The organism is uncultured Clostridium sp., assembly GCF_900547735.1.
GTDB lineage: Bacteria > Bacillota > Clostridia > Lachnospirales > Lachnospiraceae > Otoolea.
Window position 1 is genome coordinate 12,933 of the sequence record NZ_URHZ01000066.1, and the last position, 18,863, is coordinate 31,795.

Annotated in this window: 18 protein-coding genes and 1 riboswitch; of the genes, 12 read left to right on the forward strand and 6 right to left on the reverse strand. The window is 52.2% G+C overall.

Translation table 11 applies throughout. The annotated features are described in order from the left end of the window. Window positions 1-125 precede the first annotated feature (125 nt). Window positions 126-1,424 (forward strand): serpin family protein, encoded by a 1,299-nt coding sequence (locus tag QZT18_RS17895; RefSeq protein WP_294150026.1) that lies wholly within the window; start codon window positions 126-128, stop codon window positions 1,422-1,424. Here the strand turns inward: QZT18_RS17895 and QZT18_RS17900 are convergent. From QZT18_RS17900 to QZT18_RS17915, 4 genes are all read right to left on the reverse strand, one after another. After that, on the reverse strand, window positions 1,396-2,235 hold the full coding sequence (locus tag QZT18_RS17900) for a TatD family hydrolase (protein ID WP_294150028.1): 840 nt from the start codon (window positions 2,233-2,235) through the stop codon (window positions 1,396-1,398). The genes QZT18_RS17895 and QZT18_RS17900 overlap by 29 nt on opposite strands. Before the next feature lie 49 nt (window positions 2,236-2,284). Next, entirely contained in the window at window positions 2,285-3,019 is a 735-nt protein-coding gene (locus QZT18_RS17905) for an ABC transporter ATP-binding protein (protein ID WP_294150030.1), read from the reverse strand. A 17-nt stretch (window positions 3,020-3,036) separates the two neighbouring features. Beyond that, window positions 3,037-4,128: an ABC transporter substrate-binding protein gene (locus QZT18_RS17910; protein WP_294150033.1), complete on the reverse strand. Its 1,092-nt coding sequence runs from the start codon at window positions 4,126-4,128 to the stop codon at window positions 3,037-3,039. A 144-nt stretch (window positions 4,129-4,272) separates the two neighbouring features. After that, entirely contained in the window at window positions 4,273-5,031 is a 759-nt protein-coding gene (locus QZT18_RS17915; protein ID WP_294150037.1) for an ABC transporter permease, read from the reverse strand. A gap of 200 nt (window positions 5,032-5,231) precedes the next feature. Then, a riboswitch (TPP riboswitch) is annotated at window positions 5,232-5,338 on the reverse strand. 618 nt (window positions 5,339-5,956) lie between these two features. On the opposite strand from QZT18_RS17915, the gene QZT18_RS17920 reads away from it, so the two are divergent. Next, entirely contained in the window at window positions 5,957-6,337 is a 381-nt protein-coding gene (locus tag QZT18_RS17920) for a desulfoferrodoxin family protein (protein ID WP_294150040.1), read from the forward strand. Window positions 6,338-6,530: 193 nt separating this feature from the next. Further along, the gene (locus QZT18_RS17925) at window positions 6,531-7,220 is read left to right on the forward strand and encodes an aspartate/glutamate racemase family protein (protein ID WP_294150042.1); all 690 of its coding nucleotides are present in this window, start codon (window positions 6,531-6,533) and stop codon (window positions 7,218-7,220) included. A 112-nt stretch (window positions 7,221-7,332) separates the two neighbouring features. Here the strand turns inward: QZT18_RS17925 and QZT18_RS17930 are convergent, their stop codons facing one another. Beyond that, window positions 7,333-7,608, reverse strand: coding sequence for a hypothetical protein (locus tag QZT18_RS17930; protein ID WP_294150044.1), 276 nt, complete (start codon window positions 7,606-7,608; stop codon window positions 7,333-7,335). Between the two features lie 144 nt (window positions 7,609-7,752). Then, window positions 7,753-8,400: a hypothetical protein gene (locus QZT18_RS17935; RefSeq protein WP_294150046.1), complete on the reverse strand. Its 648-nt coding sequence runs from the start codon at window positions 8,398-8,400 to the stop codon at window positions 7,753-7,755. Between the two features lie 119 nt (window positions 8,401-8,519). Between QZT18_RS17935 and QZT18_RS17940 the strand changes: the two genes are divergently transcribed. The 9 genes from QZT18_RS17940 (at window position 8,520) to QZT18_RS17980 (ending at window position 18,716) form a co-directional block, all read left to right on the forward strand. Continuing rightward, complete coding sequence (locus QZT18_RS17940; RefSeq protein ID WP_227033884.1) at window positions 8,520-8,687, forward strand: hypothetical protein; 168 nt, start codon at window positions 8,520-8,522, stop codon at window positions 8,685-8,687. A gap of 341 nt (window positions 8,688-9,028) precedes the next feature. Next, the gene (locus QZT18_RS17945; RefSeq protein ID WP_294150050.1) at window positions 9,029-9,859 is read left to right on the forward strand and encodes a xanthine dehydrogenase family protein subunit M; all 831 of its coding nucleotides are present in this window, start codon (window positions 9,029-9,031) and stop codon (window positions 9,857-9,859) included. Next, window positions 9,837-10,316, forward strand: coding sequence for a (2Fe-2S)-binding protein (locus QZT18_RS17950; protein WP_294150053.1), 480 nt, complete (start codon window positions 9,837-9,839; stop codon window positions 10,314-10,316). The genes QZT18_RS17945 and QZT18_RS17950 overlap by 23 nt, the downstream gene beginning before the upstream one ends. Continuing rightward, a complete protein-coding gene (locus QZT18_RS17955) occupies window positions 10,313-12,610 on the forward strand; it encodes a xanthine dehydrogenase family protein molybdopterin-binding subunit (RefSeq protein WP_294150055.1) in 2,298 nt (765 codons plus the stop codon). Before QZT18_RS17950 ends, QZT18_RS17955 begins: the two co-directional genes overlap by 4 nt. Then, on the forward strand, window positions 12,607-13,278 hold the full coding sequence (locus QZT18_RS17960) for a nucleotidyltransferase family protein (protein ID WP_294150057.1): 672 nt from the start codon (window positions 12,607-12,609) through the stop codon (window positions 13,276-13,278). The genes QZT18_RS17955 and QZT18_RS17960 overlap by 4 nt, the downstream gene beginning before the upstream one ends. 6 nt (window positions 13,279-13,284) lie before the next feature. Continuing rightward, window positions 13,285-14,898 carry a response regulator gene (locus tag QZT18_RS17965; RefSeq protein ID WP_294150060.1) on the forward strand — a complete coding sequence of 538 codons (1,614 nt, stop codon included), beginning with the start codon at window positions 13,285-13,287 and terminating at the stop codon, window positions 14,896-14,898. Continuing rightward, window positions 14,899-16,698 carry a sensor histidine kinase gene (locus QZT18_RS17970; protein WP_294150062.1) on the forward strand — a complete coding sequence of 600 codons (1,800 nt, stop codon included), beginning with the start codon at window positions 14,899-14,901 and terminating at the stop codon, window positions 16,696-16,698. Continuing rightward, entirely contained in the window at window positions 16,698-17,669 is a 972-nt protein-coding gene (locus QZT18_RS17975) for a substrate-binding domain-containing protein (RefSeq protein ID WP_294150064.1), read from the forward strand. The genes QZT18_RS17970 and QZT18_RS17975 overlap by 1 nt, the downstream gene beginning before the upstream one ends. A gap of 12 nt (window positions 17,670-17,681) precedes the next feature. Then, on the forward strand, window positions 17,682-18,716 hold the full coding sequence (locus tag QZT18_RS17980; protein ID WP_294150067.1) for a galactose ABC transporter substrate-binding protein: 1,035 nt from the start codon (window positions 17,682-17,684) through the stop codon (window positions 18,714-18,716). Window positions 18,717-18,863 lie beyond the last annotated feature (147 nt).

Consider the following 18,863-nt stretch of genomic DNA (forward strand, 5'->3'; position numbering starts at 1 on the left):
AAATATTAAGAATGAGTAAGAGAAAAGCAAAAAAGACGCTGGAAAAATCAGGTATAATGGGAGCATGGAATAAGCCGTGCGGGTTCCGGGGACGGAACGGGCGGCCGAAAAAGAGGAGGAAACTTATGAAAAAAGCAGGATGGAAACAGAAAAAAACAGCCGCGCTCTGCGGACTGGCGCTTCTCGCGATGGCCGGGGGTATCCTGGGAGGCTGCGGCAAAGGCGTACGGACGAACCAGGATGATTCGGCGGTAAACCCGTCCTACCCGGAAGGGATAGACAGCGACAAGGACTGGGAAAAATGGAGGGAGTATATGGACAATAATGAAGTGGATCCGTCTTTTATTGAGGAGCAGGCGGATTTTGTATTTACAACCGCCAGGGAGCTTCTGGCGGCCAGGGAGGAAAATCTGGTCTATTCCCCGACCAGTCTTTACTACGCCCTGGCTCTGGCGGCTTCCGGAACGGAGGGGGAGACGGCGGAGGAGCTTTACCGTTTTCTCGGCACAAAAGACAGAGAAAAGGCTGAAGAAAATGCGGGTAAACTCTACCGGACCTTATACTGTGACAACTCCATCGGCCAGCTTCGCATCGCGACATCCCTGTGGGTGGGGCGTGATCTGAAGCTGAAGGAAGCGTTCCGGAAGACGGCTGCAGAGCAGTTCTATGCCTCCGTCCACAATGTGGATTTTTCGGATGAAAAAACAGGTGGGGAGATGGGAAAATGGGTACAGGAGAATACAAAGGGAACAATTGCGCCGGAGATCAAAACCGATTCACAGCAGTTGATGCACCTGATGAATACGATTTACTTCTATGATGAATGGATTGACCGGTTTCCCAAATCGGAGACAAAGAAGGGAGATTTCCACCTTGCGGACGGAACCGCGGTGGAGACGGATTTTATGAACGCCACCTTTGGCTCCCATGGATTCAGCACGGGGGAAGGATATGTAAGATCCGCCCTGGGGTTGAAAGAGAGTGGTTCCATGGTCTTTGTTCTTCCCGATGAGGGCGTTTCCATCGATTCTTTTCTTGAATCTCCGGAGCGCTTGAGAGAAGCGCTAGAGAGCGGAGAGAGCCATACGGGGGAGGTGGTATTTAAGGTTCCCAAATTCACTTCGGACAGCCGGAGTGATATAAAAGAGATGATGATGAAACTGGGAATCACCGGAATTTTTGAGAACGGGGACTTTTCGGGAATGACGGAGCAGAAGGACATTTTCATCTCCTCCATCACCCAGAACGGGCATATCGGAATCGACGAGAAGGGCGTGGAGGCATCTGCCTTTACGGATATTGCCTACGCAGGGGCCGCGCTTCCGGACGGCAGGGCGGAGATGATTCTGGACCGTCCTTTCCTGTACGGCATTAAGAAGAACGGCGTGTGGCTTTTTATCGGGATTTGTGACAATCCCGTTTAAAACAATTATGAAAGTTTCGGACAATCTGAGATCCGGCTTCTTCCACAGGGAGGCGCCGGATTTCTGCCGTCTGTGCCAGGGTGTAGGAGAGGGAGGAACGGATGGAAGAGGATGCGTCCTCAGCGGCGTGGGAGCGGAGTTCTTCCGGAGCCTCATCAAAGGACCAGGTTACGGCTCCCAGACCGTCGGTTTCGATTAGAATCCGGTCGGCCGGAAGGCCCGCTGCGAGTTTTCTTACATCGGGATTCCACCAGACGTCCGGCCCGATGGAAAAATAGCAGTCAAGTTCCAGATACTGTTTCGGAAATTCGGGGGAGGAGTACCAGTGTACCAGATAGGTATTGGGAAATTCGGAGATCAGGGAGGCGATTCTCTTTTCCTGCCCCTTTGTGTGAAGAATCACGGGCTTTTTCATCCCGCTTGCCATGGCGAGCTGTCCGGTGAACACCTTTTCCTGAATGTCCAGAGGGACGTCACACCAGACGCTGTCCATCCCAATCTCCCCGATTACGGAACACTGTGAAAAAAACGGTTCCATATCGCTTATCCGGAAGCGGTCCGCATACCATGGATGCAGGCCGAAGGTAGGAATGAGAAAACTCTCATTTTCCGGTTCGGAACACAGTGCGGCCAGCCTGTCCGCCTCCATTGGGTTTGAAGCGCAGAGGAGAGAGGGAATCTTACTTTCCCTGCGCTCCCTGAGTTCTTTGCGTGAGCCGATATGGGCATGGGCATCGCATAAAAATCTTAAATCGGTCTGTTCTATTCTGGTCTGTTCTATTCTGGTCTGTTCTATTCTGGTCTGTTCCATTTTGACACCTCCTGCCGATGGTCCAATCTCTCTTTTTACACGAATCATCTCAGGTTCGTCCCGACATGATTTCCGAGTGGATCTTCTGCCTCAGATCTCCCTGCCGGTAGAGCCATTCCCTGTTTCTTTCCCTGTCCGGGATTGTGATTTCACAGGTGATATGGGCCGGCGTCTGGTTGAGAATCAGAATCCGGTCGGAGAGATAGAGCGCCTCATCCATATCGTGTGTGACCAGGAGCACCGTACGGTTTAACCTGGCCCTCATCCCAATCAGCCAGTCCTGCATATCACCTCTCGTGATGACATCGAGGGCTCCGAACGGCTCGTCCAGAAGCAGGATGTCCGCCTTGCACAGCGCGGTGCGCAGGAAGGCGGCACGCTGCCTCATGCCTCCGGAAAGGGCGGACGGATATTTGTTTTCATATCCGTCCAGGCCGAAAGCAGGAAAGTTTTCCGCGGCTTCCCGCTTCATTTCATTGAAAGAACCATGAATCTGTCCGTAAAGGCAGACGTTTTCCAGGATTGTTTTCCAGGGGAACAGGAGATCATTCTGGGGCATGTAGGCAAAATGCTCCGAGAGTCCGTTCACGGTCCGGCCGTCCACTTGAATCTGGCCGGTTTCCGCCGTGATGACCCCGGTCAGGAGCTTGAGAATCGTCGACTTTCCGCAGCCGGAAGGCCCGAGAAGACTTACAAATTCCCCCTCTTTGATGGAAAAATCCAGGGCCTCGAACAGTTTTTTGTTTTCATAGGAAAAAGATAAGCCGGATACGTCCAGTTTCATAGTACATCTGTCCTTTCTTATTTCACGGGGAGGAATTCGTTGGTATAGCAGTCGGAAGCCGGAATGGCTTTGTCAATTACTCCGTATTCAACCATGAAGTCCGTGTATCTGTCCCAGACTTCGTCCTTCATTACGCCCCATTGACTGGCATCTTCCGAATATTTATCGGCAAGATAGGTCTGGGATACTTCCAGCATTTCAAGAGGATAGTCGGGAGCGTATTTCTGGAGGATGGCGGCGCTTTCCTTTGGATTCTGAATTGCGTATTCGTAACCTTTTTCCGTGGCGGCCAGGAACTTTTTCACCGTGTCGGGGTTGTTTTTCAACGTGTCGTTGGAAGCAATAATGACAGGCGTATAGTAGTCCAGACGCTCATCCAGTTCGCGGACCGGCATATACTCGATTGGGAAATCATTTAACTGGCATTTTACATTGTCCCAGGCCTCAAAGAACCACATGATATCGGCTTTATCCTTCAGTGCCTCAAAACCGGAACCGTCGGAGATGACCATGTTGAGTTTGGAGAAATCGGCTCCGTCCTTTGTCATAACGGCGTTTAATACGGCCTCCTCGCCCGGGCCTCCCCAGCCTGCATAAGTTTTGCCTTCAAAATCTTTCGGGGATTTGATGCCTTTTCCCTCGTAGGTTGCAAAACCGGAGGTGTTATGCTGGATAATGGTTGCAATGGCTTTGATTGGAAGGGGATCGGCAGCGGTGAGGGCAATGGTGACGTCCTCCTGATAGCTGATTCCGAAATCGCCCTTACCAACGGCAATCAGGGTGGCGGTAGCGCCCTCGGTTGGCTCAATAATATTGACGTTCAGTCCTTCCGCCTCATAATATCCCTGGTCCAGGGCGACGTACATGCCGGTGTGGTTTGTGTTGGCCACGTAGTCGAGAATGACGGTGACATCCTTAAGCTCCCCGGAGCCAGCGAAAGCTTCACCGGAAGTCTCGTCCGTCTTTTCTGTGCCGGAGGAAGGATTCCCGGTTTCTGCCGCAGCCGGATTGGAAGACGGCTCTGCGGTGCCGGAGGACTGGGAACAGCCTGCCAGCGTACCTGCTGCCAGGGCAGCGGTTAACAGGATTGCAAGTGATTTCTTTTTCATAATTTTTCTCCTTTGGTGTGATTATTGAAAATGATGCGTGGGCAATTCGGGTTACGGTCCCTATCCCGCTAAAAAGCAGCGTGTGGAAATAGTAACGGCTTTGCATCATTTCATAAGTAAACATTGAAAATCTGCAACGTGGTGTTAATTGTTATTCCGTTTCAGATAGGGAAGGGCGGCGAACTGGTAAAGGCGGATCAGTCTGTTCATGCACAGGCTTAAAAAGATGATTACCAGGACGCAGGCAAATACCTTGTCGAGCATATAGCTGTTTTTCACTCTCAAAAGATAATAGCCGAGTCCCTTCTGTGAGCCGATCCATTCGCCGACCACGGCGCCGCTGATGCTGTACGTGGCCGCTACCTTCAGGCCGGACAGCAGAGACGGGATGGAGGCGGGTATCTTCACAAGGCGGTAAGTCTCCCATTTTCCCGCGCCGTAAGATCGGGTGAGGTGGACGTATTCCTCATCCACCTGGGCGAGCCCGTCGGAGAAACTGACCGCAATGGGAAAGAAACACATCAGTACGACGGTCAATATTTTCGGCGCCACGCCAAAGCCCATATAGATGATAAGAATCGGGGCCAGGACAATCATGGGAACCGTCTGGGTAACGACGAGAATCGGATAAAGTCCCTGCTTGACAACTGGAAAACAGTCCATCAGAATGCCGAGCACGAGCGCCAGCACAAGGGAGATGGCAATACCGGAGAGGGCCTCAATAACGGTAACGGCCGCATGGCCTCCCAGCGTGTTGAGTTCGGCTGCCAGCGTTTTTATCACCTGCACCGGTGAGGGGAGGACATACAGGGGGATATGAAAAACCTGCACGGCCCCTTCCCACAGAAGGAGCAGGACGAGAATGAAAAGAGCCGGGATGAAGTTATTATAATATTTTTTCATTGGATTCTCCTGTTTATAGAAAAAAGTCAATCAATCAGTAAGAACAAAGAGTTCCGCTCGCGGAACGCTTGCGCTGCCGCGCGGTTGCTTCTGCAACCATTTACCTCTGCGCGGCATGTGCATCCTGCCCGGAGGGCTTTTTATATCATAGAAGCACTTTCCCATGATAGAAAAAATCCCGCCGGATAATGGCGGGATGGTATGTACAATATTTCACGTCCCTACGTTGGCATTATCCAAATCAGGTAAAGGGTCGAAATTTCAAATTTCCTCTCAGCCTGTTCTACAAGCTCCCCTGTTTCTTTTTTGATTTATAACGGTAAAAAGTCCGTGAAAGCGGTCTTCTTATCGATTACTGATTGTAGCACGAAAAGGATGGGAAATCAATTGTTTTTTGGGAAATATAAAAATGCGGGGGTGGAATGGGGGAGGGGATGAGTCTTCAGTCCCGGTATACAGGTTGTTGCTGGTGGGGAATCCAGGAGAAAAAATTCCTACGGGGACTCGCTCCCGCTTGTGGAGCGCACAGCGGATGCTAAGACGTCAAAGAACGCCGTCTAAGCACCGGTGGGCTCCAATGTCCCCTTCGGAAAGTTTTCTCCTTCCTTCCCCGGGCAGGTTGTCGACGGGACTGAAGACGCCGAGGTTTTCGCTGGATTCCAAAACCCGGCCTGCGGCGGATTATTTGTTTTATTTCTCAAGGGGAGGGGACGGCCGCTGCCACTATGTTGTTTTAATGTTACTGCGGATTGCAAAACATGAGATATGAAACGGTGCATTGATCGGTGAATTGCTATAAGTAATTAATATTTACTTGTATATTGTATCTAAAACAAATATAATGAATATACATAAAAAGAAATATATGGAAACGGTTCGGAAGGTACGGAACGGTTACATATGTGGAAATCAGGAGGAAAGAAAGATGGAATTAAAATTTTATGTCTGTGAACATTGCGGTAACATTATTACTTACGTGAAAAACAGCGGAGTGCCGGTTATGTGCTGCGGTCAGAAGATGACGGAGCTTGTTCCGGGAAGTACGGACGGAGCGTTTGAGAAGCATGTTCCTGCAGTCGAGGTTGAGGGCGCTAAGATTACCGTAAAGGTAGGCGAAGTGGAGCATCCGATGATGGAGCAGCATTATATCCAGTGGATCGCTCTTGAGACGAAAGAGGGCGTTCAGATTAAATATCTGAATCCGGAGATGAAACCGGCTGCTGAGTTTGTTTTAAGTGAGACTGATGAGGCTGTTGCCGCTTATGAGTACTGCAATCTGCACGGACTCTGGAAAAAAGAGATCTAATTGAAAAAAGGGACGCCGGATGGCGGACAGGATTTTCTGACGCGGCCGAAACCGTTTTGCGGGTGAGGCGGGCGGAAAACAGTCCCGCATCCGGCGTCCCTTTTTTCTATCACAGGAAAGTGAGCCTGTGGTATGAAAAAACTCAGGGCAGGACTCTTTCTTGTCCGATTGACACAGGCGGGAGGCATTTTAGATGAAAACAATTGGAATGATTGCCGGAATGAGCTGGGAGAGCACCGTCACCTATTATAAGATTATCAACGAGGTGGTTAAGGAAGAGCTGGGAGGCCTGCACTCCGCAAAGATACTGCTGTACAGCGTGGATTTTGAGGAAATCGAAAAGTACCAGTCCGACGGGGAGTGGGACAGGGCAGGGGAGATTCTGGCGGAGGCTGCCGGGAAACTTGAAAATGCGGGGGCCGATTATATTGTAATCTGTACAAATACCATGCATAAGGTCGTACCGCAGATTGAGGCGCGCATCGGGATTCCGGTTATCCATATTGCCGAGGCGACGGCTGACATACTTCTGCAAAGCGGGATTAACCGGGTCGCCCTGCTTGGCACAAAATATACGATGACGCAGGATTTCTATAAAGAAAAGCTGGTTGGCGCCGGAATTGAAGTTCTGATTCCCGGGGAAGAGGAGATTGAAGAAATCAACGAAGTGATTTTTAAAGAACTGTGCCGGGGAATCATTTCGGAGACGTCCAAACAGAAATACCTGGCGGTTATCGATAAGCTGGCGGCTGCGGGCGCGCAGGGAGTGATTCTTGGCTGCACCGAGATTGGAATGCTGATCCGGGAGGCGGATACGGCCCTGCCCGTGTTTGATACGACGCAGATCCATGCGACAAAGGCGGCGCTTCTGTCGATCCGGTAATGGGATGGATGACGGAGCCGATGGCGGGACGTACAGTAACTACCCGTTCAGATAAAAGAAAATACGAAATAGAGGCCGCTGCCGGTTCCTGCCTGCAGCGGCCTTCCATGTTTTATTTCCGGTTTCCCATCTTCCTCGACAGCGTGCGCAGGGTTTCTACCTGTTTTCTCTGTGCGGGATTCATTCCTGAAGTGAGAATCGATACAATCAGATCCGTCTCCTGATCATTAAAATTCATTCCGTTGTTTCCGGTGGCCATGCTCATTAATAAGGGCATCAGTTTATCTTTCGGTGTTTTTCCGGCTTTGTCAGCCAGCTCGGTCAAATATTTCAGTTTTTGTTCATCCATTCCTTTCAGGCGCGGATCCTGTCTCCAATTCTCATTCATGGTCTAATTTCCTTTCTGCTTGTTATGATCTGTTTCTGGCCAGGTGGTTTCATGCTATTGCTTCGGGCTTTGTCACAGGTCTTCCCCGCCGCGGCACGGCTGCAGGGAGGACCGCTGCCGCTCTATGTAACGGAGCAGGTCGTGCTACGAGAACTGCTGAAAGGTCTGCATCAGCATTTGGGCCGTCTCCAGTCTGGACTGTTGATCGGGGGGAAGTATATTTTTCAGCTGGTCCATGGGGAAACGGAAGAAATCGTTTCTCCTGCCGTTTTGTCCGTTATGCCCACCGGAACCATTCTGTCCGCCGGAGCCGTTCTGGTTCCCCTGGCTGCCCTGGCTGCCCTGGTTATTCTGGGCGGACGAATATCCCGTACGGCTGTCGGCCCTGCGTTCCTGTCCCTGCACATGTTCCGGTTCCCGCCTGGGGATTTCCTGATCGGGTTCATCCATACTGTCCATATAGGACTGGTAAAGCTGGGAGCCCTGCAGAAAGTTGACAATCAGATCGATAAAGTCCTGCTCGGCCTCCGTGCCGAATGGTTTCATTGCATTTAACATATCCACCGGGGAAGCCGGCGCGTCTTCTTCCAGGGAGCAGATGCTGAGATCGCCTTCCTCACTGTTTCCAAACAACTGTACGGTTCGCTGCAGTTCACCAATTTTTACAAGCAGGGAGAAGATACGCTGTTCCTGTATATTGATGTAGGGAAGAGCGGCTTTTATCATCTGAAGATGAGGGGCGGCCGTCAGATAATCCAGCTCTGTGATTTTTAAAGTCTGTTCATTGCTCATGGGACAATACCTCTTAATTCCTTGCCTAAATATATGCGCAAAAAGAAAGGATCATGCCGACGCTTTGGAAATTGCCGCATATACTAAAGTACGATGAAAATTACAGGGGGAAAGTGGGAATGAGCACCCGTTTAATAATAGAAGGAAACAGCGTATACGAAATTGATGAAGACTGCCTCGCCTGCAGTGAGAAACTCGCGAGAGAAAAAAAGGAGGCGGGCAAGAGGACAGGCGACAAGATTGAACACAGGGGCGCGCAGGGGCGCCGTGATAATAATGGAAGATAGGAAAGAAAGCGGCGGCAGCAATGGATTTTACGGAGCGGACAGTAACTTTCACGGTAACAGTTCGGATAGGTCTGCGCATTTACTGCGCTGACTGTACAAAAAGATAGTGGCAGCAAGCATTCGGCTCATCGCGCAGCGATTTCATTAGCCGAATGCCGTAACAGTTCATGCTGTCTGAACTGTTACCTTTCGCGGCGCTCTGTAAGCGGCGTAAGCCGCTTTTTCCTTGTCCTAAATTAAGCTCTATGGTAAAATATCAGTAAACCGTGTTTGAGGCCGGAACAGCCTCTTAGCCGCGAAACGGCAGCCATACGGCACGGATTAATACGGAGGATAAATCGGTGATTCATTATAAAAATTATGTTAAACCAAAGGATTTGGAGGAGGCATTCACGATGAATGCCAAAAAGTCGGCGGTAATAGCGGGGGGATTCTGTTTTCTGCGTCTGCAGAACAGGAATATCGGAACACTCCTGGATCTTCGGGAGCTTTTATCGGATCGGATCGAGGAGACGGAGGAGGAATTCCGGATTGGAGCCATGGTTTCCCTGCGTGAGCTGGAGCAGCATGATGGGCTGAATGATTTTATGTTTGGGGCGGCAAGGGACTGTGTCTGTCACATTGTAGGAACGCAGTTTCGAAACTGCGCCACGGTGGGAGGAAGCATATTCGGAAGATTCGGGTTTTCCGACATTCTGACCTGTTTTCTTGTCATGGATTCCTGGGTGGAGCTTTACCGGGGAGGAAGGATTCCCCTTTCCGAGTTTGCGGCCATGAAGGCGGACGGCGATATTATGACCGCCCTCATTGTGAAGAAGACGGGCAGAAAAGCGGCCTATGAGATGATGAGAAATGAGGCGGTGGATTTCCCGGTGCTCTCCGTCGCCGTTTCGGAGGACGAAAAAGGGATGACGCGTCTGGCGGTCGGCGCAAGGCCGGCCAAGGCATTGGTCATTGAAACAGAGGGCCTGCTTTCCGTCCTGGACGATGAGAAGAGGCGCGCGGAGGCGGAGAAACTGGCCGCCCGTTTTACTTACGGTACCAATATGAGAGGCAGTGCGGAGTACAGGAAATACCTGGCGGGCATTCTCATCGGCCGGGCGGCCGGACGCATCGGCGCACTGAGAGAAGGACAGGAGGGCGGACGGGATGAATCTGACATGCAGGATTAATAATAAGGCGGTGAGCGCGGATATCGCTCCCGATATGATGCTTCTTGAATTTCTGCGCTCCCAGGGGTGCTACAGTGTAAAATGCGGCTGTGAGACGACAAACTGCGGTCTGTGCACCGTCTGGATGGATGGAAAACCGGTGCTTTCCTGCGCCGTTCCCGCGCTGCGGGCGGAAGGGGCTGAGATTACGACATTGGAGGGCGTTAAGGAGGAAGCGGAAGAATTCGGCCGTTTCCTGGCCGGTGAAGGAGCGGAGCAGTGCGGTTTCTGCAGTCCCGGCTTTATTATGAATGTCCTTGCGATGAAGCGGGAACTGAGGGAACCGGATGACCGCGAAATCCGGGAATTTTTGGCGGGCAATCTCTGCCGCTGTACCGGCTATTCCGGCCAGATGCGCGCTATTAGAAAATATCTTATTTACATAAAGGAAAAAGAGCAGGAGGGTCAGGAGTCATGAATAAGGGAAAGAATGTGAACCGGCCTGTGATGAAAAAAGATGCCATGGCCCTGGTGACGGGAGCGCCGGTCTATACCGATGATCTGGCCCCGAAGGACTGTCTTGTGGTGAAGGTGCTGAGAAGCCCCTACGCCCATGCGCTTGTGAAGACCATTGATACGAAAAGGGCAAAAGTCGTTCCGGGAATCGCCTGTGTGCTGACATGGGAAGACTCGCCAAAGAGCCGGTTCACCCAGGCGGGACAGACATATCCGGAGCCAAGCCCGTACGACAGAAAAGTTATCGACCGGCGTCTGCGCTTTGTCGGCGACGTGGCCGCCATCGTGGCGGGAGAGACGGAAAGCGCCGTGGATCAGGCTCTCCGGCTGATTAAGACGGAGTATGAGGTGCTGGAACCGGTTCTTGATTTCAGGACGGCAAAGGACAACCATGTGCTGGTCCATCCGGAGGAAGACTGGAAGGCGCTCTGCCCGGTGGGAGCCGATAATCAGAGAAACCTGTGTTCCAGCGGCGCCGAGTCGGACGGGGATGTGGATGCGGTGCTGAAGGACTGCGATCTGGTGATTGAGAGAACCTATCACACGAAGGCGGACAACCAGACGATGATGGAGACGTTCCGGGCCTTTACCTATAAGGATGCCTTCGGGCGGCTTAACGTGGTGGCGTCCACCCAGATTCCGTTCCACATCAGGCGGATTCTGGCTAATGCCCTGGACATCCCGAAATCGTCCATTCGCGTGATTAAACCGAGAATCGGAGGCGGGTTCGGGGCCAAGCAGACGGGAGTGGCGGAGATTTATCCGGCCCTTGTCACGATGAAGACGGGACGCCCGGCCAAGATGGTATTTACAAGATACGAATCCATGATTGCCTCTTCCCCGCGCCATGAGATGGAGATTACCGTCCGGATGGGACTGATGAGCGACGGCAAGGTCAGGGCTATCGATATGTATACGCTTTCCAACACGGGAGCATACGGGGAACATGGGCCGACGACGGTCGGACTCAGCGGCCATAAGGCAATTCCCATCTACACGCCGGAGGCATTCCGGTTTACCTATGATGTGGTCTATACAAACTACCAGTCATCCGGAGCCTACAGGGGGTACGGGGCGACCCAGGGCCTCTTTGCGGTGGAGACGGCGTTAAATGAGGCCGCGGCGATACTGGGACTTGATCCGCTCCAAATCAGGAGCCGGAATTTCCTGCAGGAAGGCCAGATTATGCCTGCCTACTACAATGAACGGCTTCAGAGCTGTCATGTAAAACAGTGTATGGACAGAGCGGCGGCCATGATGGACTGGGCCGGAAAGTATCCGTCCAGGGATATGAAAAACGGTAAGGTCCGGGGCGTCGGAGTCGGCATTTCCATGCAGGGTTCGGGCATCTCGGCCATGGACGTCGGAACGGTGACAATCCGCCTGAGTGATGAGGGCCATTATAATATGATGATCGGGGCAACCGATATGGGAACCGGCTGTGACACGATCCTAGCACAGATGGCGGCCGACTGTATGGACTGCGATGTGGACGACATCGTCGTGTCCGGTGTAGACACGGATGTTTCGCCCTATGACTCGGGTTCCTACGCATCCAGCACCACCTACGTCACCGGAATGGCCGTTGTCAAAGCCTGCGGCGAGCTGCGGGCAAAGATAATCGCCCAGGGCGCGGAGCTTCTGGAAGTTAATGCGTCGGAAGCGGACTTCGACGGTACCAGTGTTTATGCATCGGAAGCACGGACAGGGGAAGAGCAGAAGGTTTCCCTCAAAGATATCTCCACAAAGAGAATGTGCGGTTCGGGCCTGGCTCTTGAGGCTACGGTTTCCCATTCCTCCCAGGTATCGCCGCCTCCGTTTATGTGCGGTATGGCCGAGGTGGAAGTGGATTTGGAGACGGGGAAAATTGACCTTCTCCAGTATAAGGCGGCCGTGGACTGCGGAACGGTGATAAACCCGAACCTGGCCAGAATCCAGGCCGAGGGAGGCATCGTCCAGGGCATCGGCATGACACTTTTTGAGGATATAAATTATACGGATAAGGGAAGACTGAAAGAGAACTCCTTTATGCAGTACAAAATTCCCGCCAGGGTGGAGGTGCCGGATTTGGAGGTGGAATTCGATTCCAGCTATGAACCGACAGGGCCGTTCGGGGCAAAATCGGTAGGTGAGGTTGTCATGAACACCCCGCTTCCCGCCATTGTGCAGGCGATCTATCACGCAACCGGACTCTGGTTCCGGGAGCTTCCCGTCACACCCGAGAAGGTAGTGAGGGGGCTTAAAAAACTGCCATGATGAATGTGATTCTGCTGGCGGCCGGTTTTTCAAAACGGTTTGGCAGCAATAAACTCCTTCACTGTATCGACGGAACGCCGATGTACCGTTACGCGGTGGAGGCGGCAAAAGAATTCCAGAAACGGTTTATGGAACCGCTTCAAAAGCCGGGAAAGGGAGAAGCGGTCCGCCTCATCGCCGTGACGGCTTATGAGGAGATTGGCCGGGAACTCTGCAGCCATGACGGCTTTATACCGTATGGTGAACCGGCCGGATACATGAAACCGGACAGGCGGGTGGTGTTTAACAGGAACCGGGAAATGGGGATTTCCCATTCCATCGCGCTGGGGATTTGGGCGGCCGGAGCCATGTCGGAGGAGGACGGCCTGATGTTTATGGTCTGCGATCAGCCGCGGCTGGCGGCCGGTGAGATCTTCCGGCTGGCGGAGGAATTCAGGAGGACGAAAAAGACGATCGCCTGCCTGTCGGACGGAAGAAGGACCGGGAATCCCGTCGTATTTTCGGGGAAATACCGGGAGGAGCTTTTAAGTCTTCGCGGCGATACGGGCGGAAAAGCCGTAATGAAGAGGCATCCCGGCGAGGTATATCTCTGTCCCGCCTCTAATCCGGCGGCGCTTGAGGATATCGATTATATTGACAATGACATTGACAGGGAAGAAGATGAGTGATGCGATATGAATCTTTATAAGATTATGCTGGTAGACGATGAGGAAGAGGTAAGGAAAAGCATTATTAACAAGATAGACTGGGCGGACACCGGCTTTGAAGTAATCGGAGATGCGGAGAACGGCAAGGACGCCCTGGAAAAGATCGAGCAGAATGAGCCGGATCTCGTCCTGACGGATATCAAAATGCCCTACATGGACGGCCTCACGATGGCGGAGACAATCCGCCAGCAGTATCCGTCGGTGAAGATTGTGATTTTTTCCGGCTTCGATGAATTCGAATATGCGAAAAAAGCGATCAAGCTGAATGTAATTGAGTACATTTTAAAACCGGTGAACGTGGAAGAACTGACCGCGATCCTCAAAAAAATTAAGAAAAACCTGGATGAGGAGATCGAGCAGAAGAGGAACGTGAACCTCCTCAGGGAGAGCTATATCAAAAATCTCCCGACCATCAGGGAACATTTCTTAAACGACCTGATCCATGGGGGAATGTCGGGGGAAACCATATCGGAAAAACTGAAGGAATATGATATCGACATAGACAACGCCCATAAATGGATTGTTGCCGCCATCCATCTGGAACCGGACGAGAAGGTGGACAAGGCCGTATCCCTCCATAAGGAGCGGGAGCTGATTCCGATCTCCGTCCAGAATATGATAGAAGAAAAGCTGGAGGGACAGTACCGTTATACGATGTTTCACTCCTCCTTTGAGAGCATCCTGATTGCCGCGATCGATGAAAATAATTCCCAGACGGGCCTGGTGGCCATGCTGGGCGATATCTGCAAGGAGACGAAAAAGATCCTGGAGGTTTCCGTCACAATCGGCGTCGGAGAGAGCAGCAATTCCCTGACGGATATCGGCCAGTCTTTCCACTCGGCGTTAAATGCGCTGGGTTACAGGGCCGTCGCCGGTTCCGGCGGTCTTATCTACATCCGGGATGTGGAGCCGTTCAACCACGGAAAGCTTCAGTTCGACAGCCGGATGGAGTCGGAGCTGATAGCCGCCGTCAAATTCGGGCCGGAAGAGAAGATACGCTCCGTCGTTGGAGACGTAGTCGGAAAGATGGAGGAGGCAAAGGTCCATTACCGCCAGTACCAGGCCTATATCCTGGCCGTCATCAACGCCCTGACCCAGCTTTCGCAGCAGTATGACCTTCGGATCAGCGATATGTTCGGCGTGGAGACGGATTATTTTGAAATTCTTCTGAAAGTGGAAAAAACGGACAATATCAGGCAGTATCTGACCGAAGTCGCCTTTAAAATGAACCGGGTGATGGAGGAGGAGAGAAGCAATACGACCAAGAATGTCATCCAGGAGGCCAAACAGTATATCCAGGAGAACTTCAGGGATCCGGATTTGTCGGTGGAAAAGATCTGCCGCCATCTCCATATGAGTCCGGCCTATTTTTCCACCGTATTCAAGAAGGAGACGGGCCAGGCCTATATTGCGTACCTGACGGACGTGCGTTTAAACCGCGCGGTGGAACTGCTCATGACAACGGAAGATAAAACCTATATTATCGCAGATAAGGTGGGATACCCGGAACAAAACTATTTCAGCTATGTTTTTAAAAAGAAGTTCGGTGTGTCGCCTACGAAATTCAGGGGAGCCAGATAAATGGATAAGAAGGACAATAATCAGAGACGGCCGTTTTTTCTGAACAACAGCATACGTACCACGATTTTCATCTATTTTACGGTGACTGCGCTGGCGGCCGGCCTCCTGATTACATTTTCCCTGTACCAGAGACTGTCCGGCCAGGTCACGGCCATGGTCCAGGACGAGAACCAGAGGCTGATCGGCCAGGTGGCCCGCTCCGTGGAATCCTATCTGCGGACGATTATGAAACTGTCGGATTCGCTCTATTACGGAGCGGTAAAGAATGCGGACCTCTCCTCCGAGTCGGTCGGTTCGGAGCTTACGCTGCTCTACGACAATAACAAGGACAATGTCGATAACATTGCTCTTTTCTCGGAGGACGGAACGCTGGTGGAAGCGGTCCCCGCGGCAAGACTTAAAGCGAATCTGGACGTCACGGGGGAACCGTGGTTTAAGGATGCGCTGGAGAAGACGGAAAACCAGCACTTTTCCCAGCCCCATGTGCAGTATATTTTTGACAACAATGAGAACCAGTACCGCTGGGTGATATCCCTCTCCCGCGCCGTGGAGCTTACAAAGGGCACTTCCACGGCCCAGGGCGTGCTTCTGGTGGACATCAGCTATTCCAGTCTGGAACAGCTCTTTGACGGCGTGACGGCCGGTAAGGGCGGATACGTCTATCTGATCAGCAGCGACGGCGAGCTTTTATACCATCCCAAGATGCAGCTCATCGATTCGGGCAGGATGCAGGAGAATAATGCGGCGGCGGCCGGCTATAAGGACGGCAACCATATGGAGGAGTTTGAGGGCGGCAGCCGGTTTGTGACAATCAAGTCCATCGGCTATACGGGCTGGAAAGTGGTCGGAGTGACGCCGGAAAACGTCGTTTCCCTGAACACGATTAAAACCCGGCTTTTTATCGTATTCATCATTGCACTCATTCTGTTCATCCTGGCCCTCATCAATTCCTATATTTCCTCCAGGATCACGAACCCCATCAAGGAGCTGGAAAAATCCGTGGGAATACTGGAGGAGGGCAACCTGGATGTGACCGTTTATACCGGCGGTTCCTATGAGATTCAGCATCTGGGCAAATCTATCGGGGATATGGCAGCGCAGATACGTCTTCTGATGAAGGACATCGTGACGGAGCACGAGGCGAAGCGGAAACAGGAATTCGACACGCTGCAGTCCCAGATTAATCCCCATTTTCTCTATAATACACTGGATATTATCGTCTGGATGATTGAAAACGAGCAGAAGGCGGAGGCGGTAAAGGCGGTGACCGCGCTGGCCAGATTTTTCCGAATCAGCCTGAGCAAGGGAAAAAGCATTATCACGGTGCGGGATGAGCTGGAACATGTCAGAAACTACCTGATGATCCAGCATATGAGATTTAAAAACAAGTTTACCTATGAGATCGAGGCGTCCGACGACGTGCTGGAGCTGGCAAGTCTCAAGCTGATGCTGCAGCCCCTGGTGGAAAATGCCATTTACCACGGCATGGAATTCATGGACGGCGACGGGGAAATCCTTTTGAAGGTATGGAAGGAGAACGCGGATCTGTATTTCTGCGTGAGCGACAACGGCCTTGGAATGACCGGTGAACAGGTGGCCAACCTCTTTACGGGGGCGTCCCACGTGGAATCCAGGCGCGGTTCCGGCATCGGCGTTAAAAACGTCAATGAGAGGATTAAGCTTTACTTTGGGGAAGAATACGGCCTTTCCATTGAATCGGAGCCGGATGAGGGCACCACGGTCAGGATACATCTTCCGGTCGTGCCGTACAGTGAAGCGGTGGAGAGGGGGATGGTATAATGGCAAAACAGGAAAAAGTCCTCTGGGGTGTTTTTGCGGGAATTCTCGTGTTCCTGTATCTTTTATCCTCCACCGATCTGATTATTAAAGAAAAAAAGACGGAGATTTACCCGATTTCCATCGTTATCGCCGATACGACGGACGACTACTACGTCAACTTCCGAAAAGGCGTTGAACAGGCCGCCGATGATTACAATGTGGATGTCAGTTTTATCACGCTTTTTGATAAGGAAGATGCGGACAGCCAGATGGAGCTGGTGAAACGTGAGATCGACGATGGGGCTCTGGCAGTCATACTGGAACCCGTGGATGCAACGGAATGTATGACTCATATGGATACGACGGTCCTGGGCAGTCCGGTGATCGTGGCCGGGGAACTGCTGCCGTCGGAGAGCGTGAAGGGAGCGGTTTCCACGGATCATTTTGAAGAGGGCAAAAAAATGGGCGAGGCAATTGTCTCGGAAAATACGCCGGAGCTGCCCGTATATATCTTTGCCGGCAGTCTGACACACGGCTACACAGGAGAGCGTCTGGAAGGACTTCGGACGGTTCTGGAAGAAAACGGTTTTGCGATGGCTGCCTACGAGAGAAAAACGGCGGACACATTCCGCAAAATAATAGAAGAAACCGTATATCCCGGAAGCGGAACGGCCGTAATTGCCTGCCTGGATCCCTCAAGTACCAGTGAGGCGGCGGAGATTATAGGCGGAAGCCCGGTATACGGAAAGTACATCGTAAGCCTCTACGGGACCGGGACAACCCCCTCTCTCTTAAACCAGATGGACAAGGGAGTCATCAGGGGAATGGTGGTCAGCAATGAGTTCGACGAAGGTTATCTCTGCGTAGAGAAGGCAGTGGAAGCGATTCAGAGAAAGGGAGCCAGGGAGCAGATCCGCCTGGATGCCTATTATATAGAAAAAGCGGATTTAAGGGAAAGCAAATTCGAGAAGATTCTGTATCCGATTGATTAGGGGGAATGGCCTATGAAGAAGCAAAAACGTTTATGGATTGCGGCGGCCGCAGTGGCGGTGGTATTGGCCGGATGTATGGTTCTGCAGGGCTGCAGGAGCGATAAAAAGGATGAAAAAAAATCGATCCGCATCGGCGTGGTGCTGTACCGAGGAGACGATCCGTTTATCAACAATATCCGCTCCAACCTGGAAGACAAAGCTAAAACGTATGAGAAGGGAACCGGAATCAAGGTCGTGATGGATGTGGCCGATTCCAAGGGCAACCAGAATACACAGAACAGCCAGGTGGACCGTTTCCTCTCGTTGGGATATGACGCTATCTGCGTCAATATGGTGGACCGCTCCGCCGCCTCCTATGTCATCAACAAGGCGATGGATGCGGATGTGCCTGTCATCTTCTTCAACCGGGAGCCGGTGGAGGAGGATATGAAGCGCTGGGAGAAGCTCTACTATGTGGGGGAGGACGCCAAGGAGTCTGCGGTTCTGCAGGGAAATATCCTGGTGGATCTCTATCAGGAAAATCCGGAAGGACTCGATCTGGACGGCAATGGAAAGGTCAGCTATGTGCTGCTTGAAGGAGAGAGCAGCCATCAGGATTCCCTAATCCGGACCGAGTGGTCGATCCAGACCCTGAAGGACGGAGGCGTACCGCTTGAGAAACTGACCGGCGGGATTGCCAACTGGGACAGGAGCCAGGCATCGGCCCTGATGGAGCAGTGGATCGAAGAATTCCCAAAAGAAATTGAGGTGGTCATCTGCAACAACGACGAGATGGCTTTAGGAGCCGCCGACGCGCTGGAACGCAGCGGCGATTCCAGGCCGGTTAAGATTGTCGGCATAGACGGGACACCGCAGGGACTAGAAGGTTTAAAGAGCGGAAAGCTGTTCGGAACCGTTCAGTGTGACAGCAAAGAGTATGCCGATGTGATTTTTGAGATAGCCGCGGCGGAATCACTTGGGCAGAATGTGCAGGAAAAGGTGGAACTGAAGCAGGGAAAATATTACGAATGCAGCCAGCATGCCCTGACGGCAGAGTCTTTAAAGTAAGGGAGAGAAAGAGAACGCCGCCGGGACGGCCGGGGGGCGGAATGGTGAGGGGGAAGTCGTGAGTCTTCAGTCCCGGGCGTTAGGTTGTCGCAGGTGGGGAATCCGGGCAGAAAAAGTTCCTGCGGGAAACGCTTGCGCTCTTTGGAG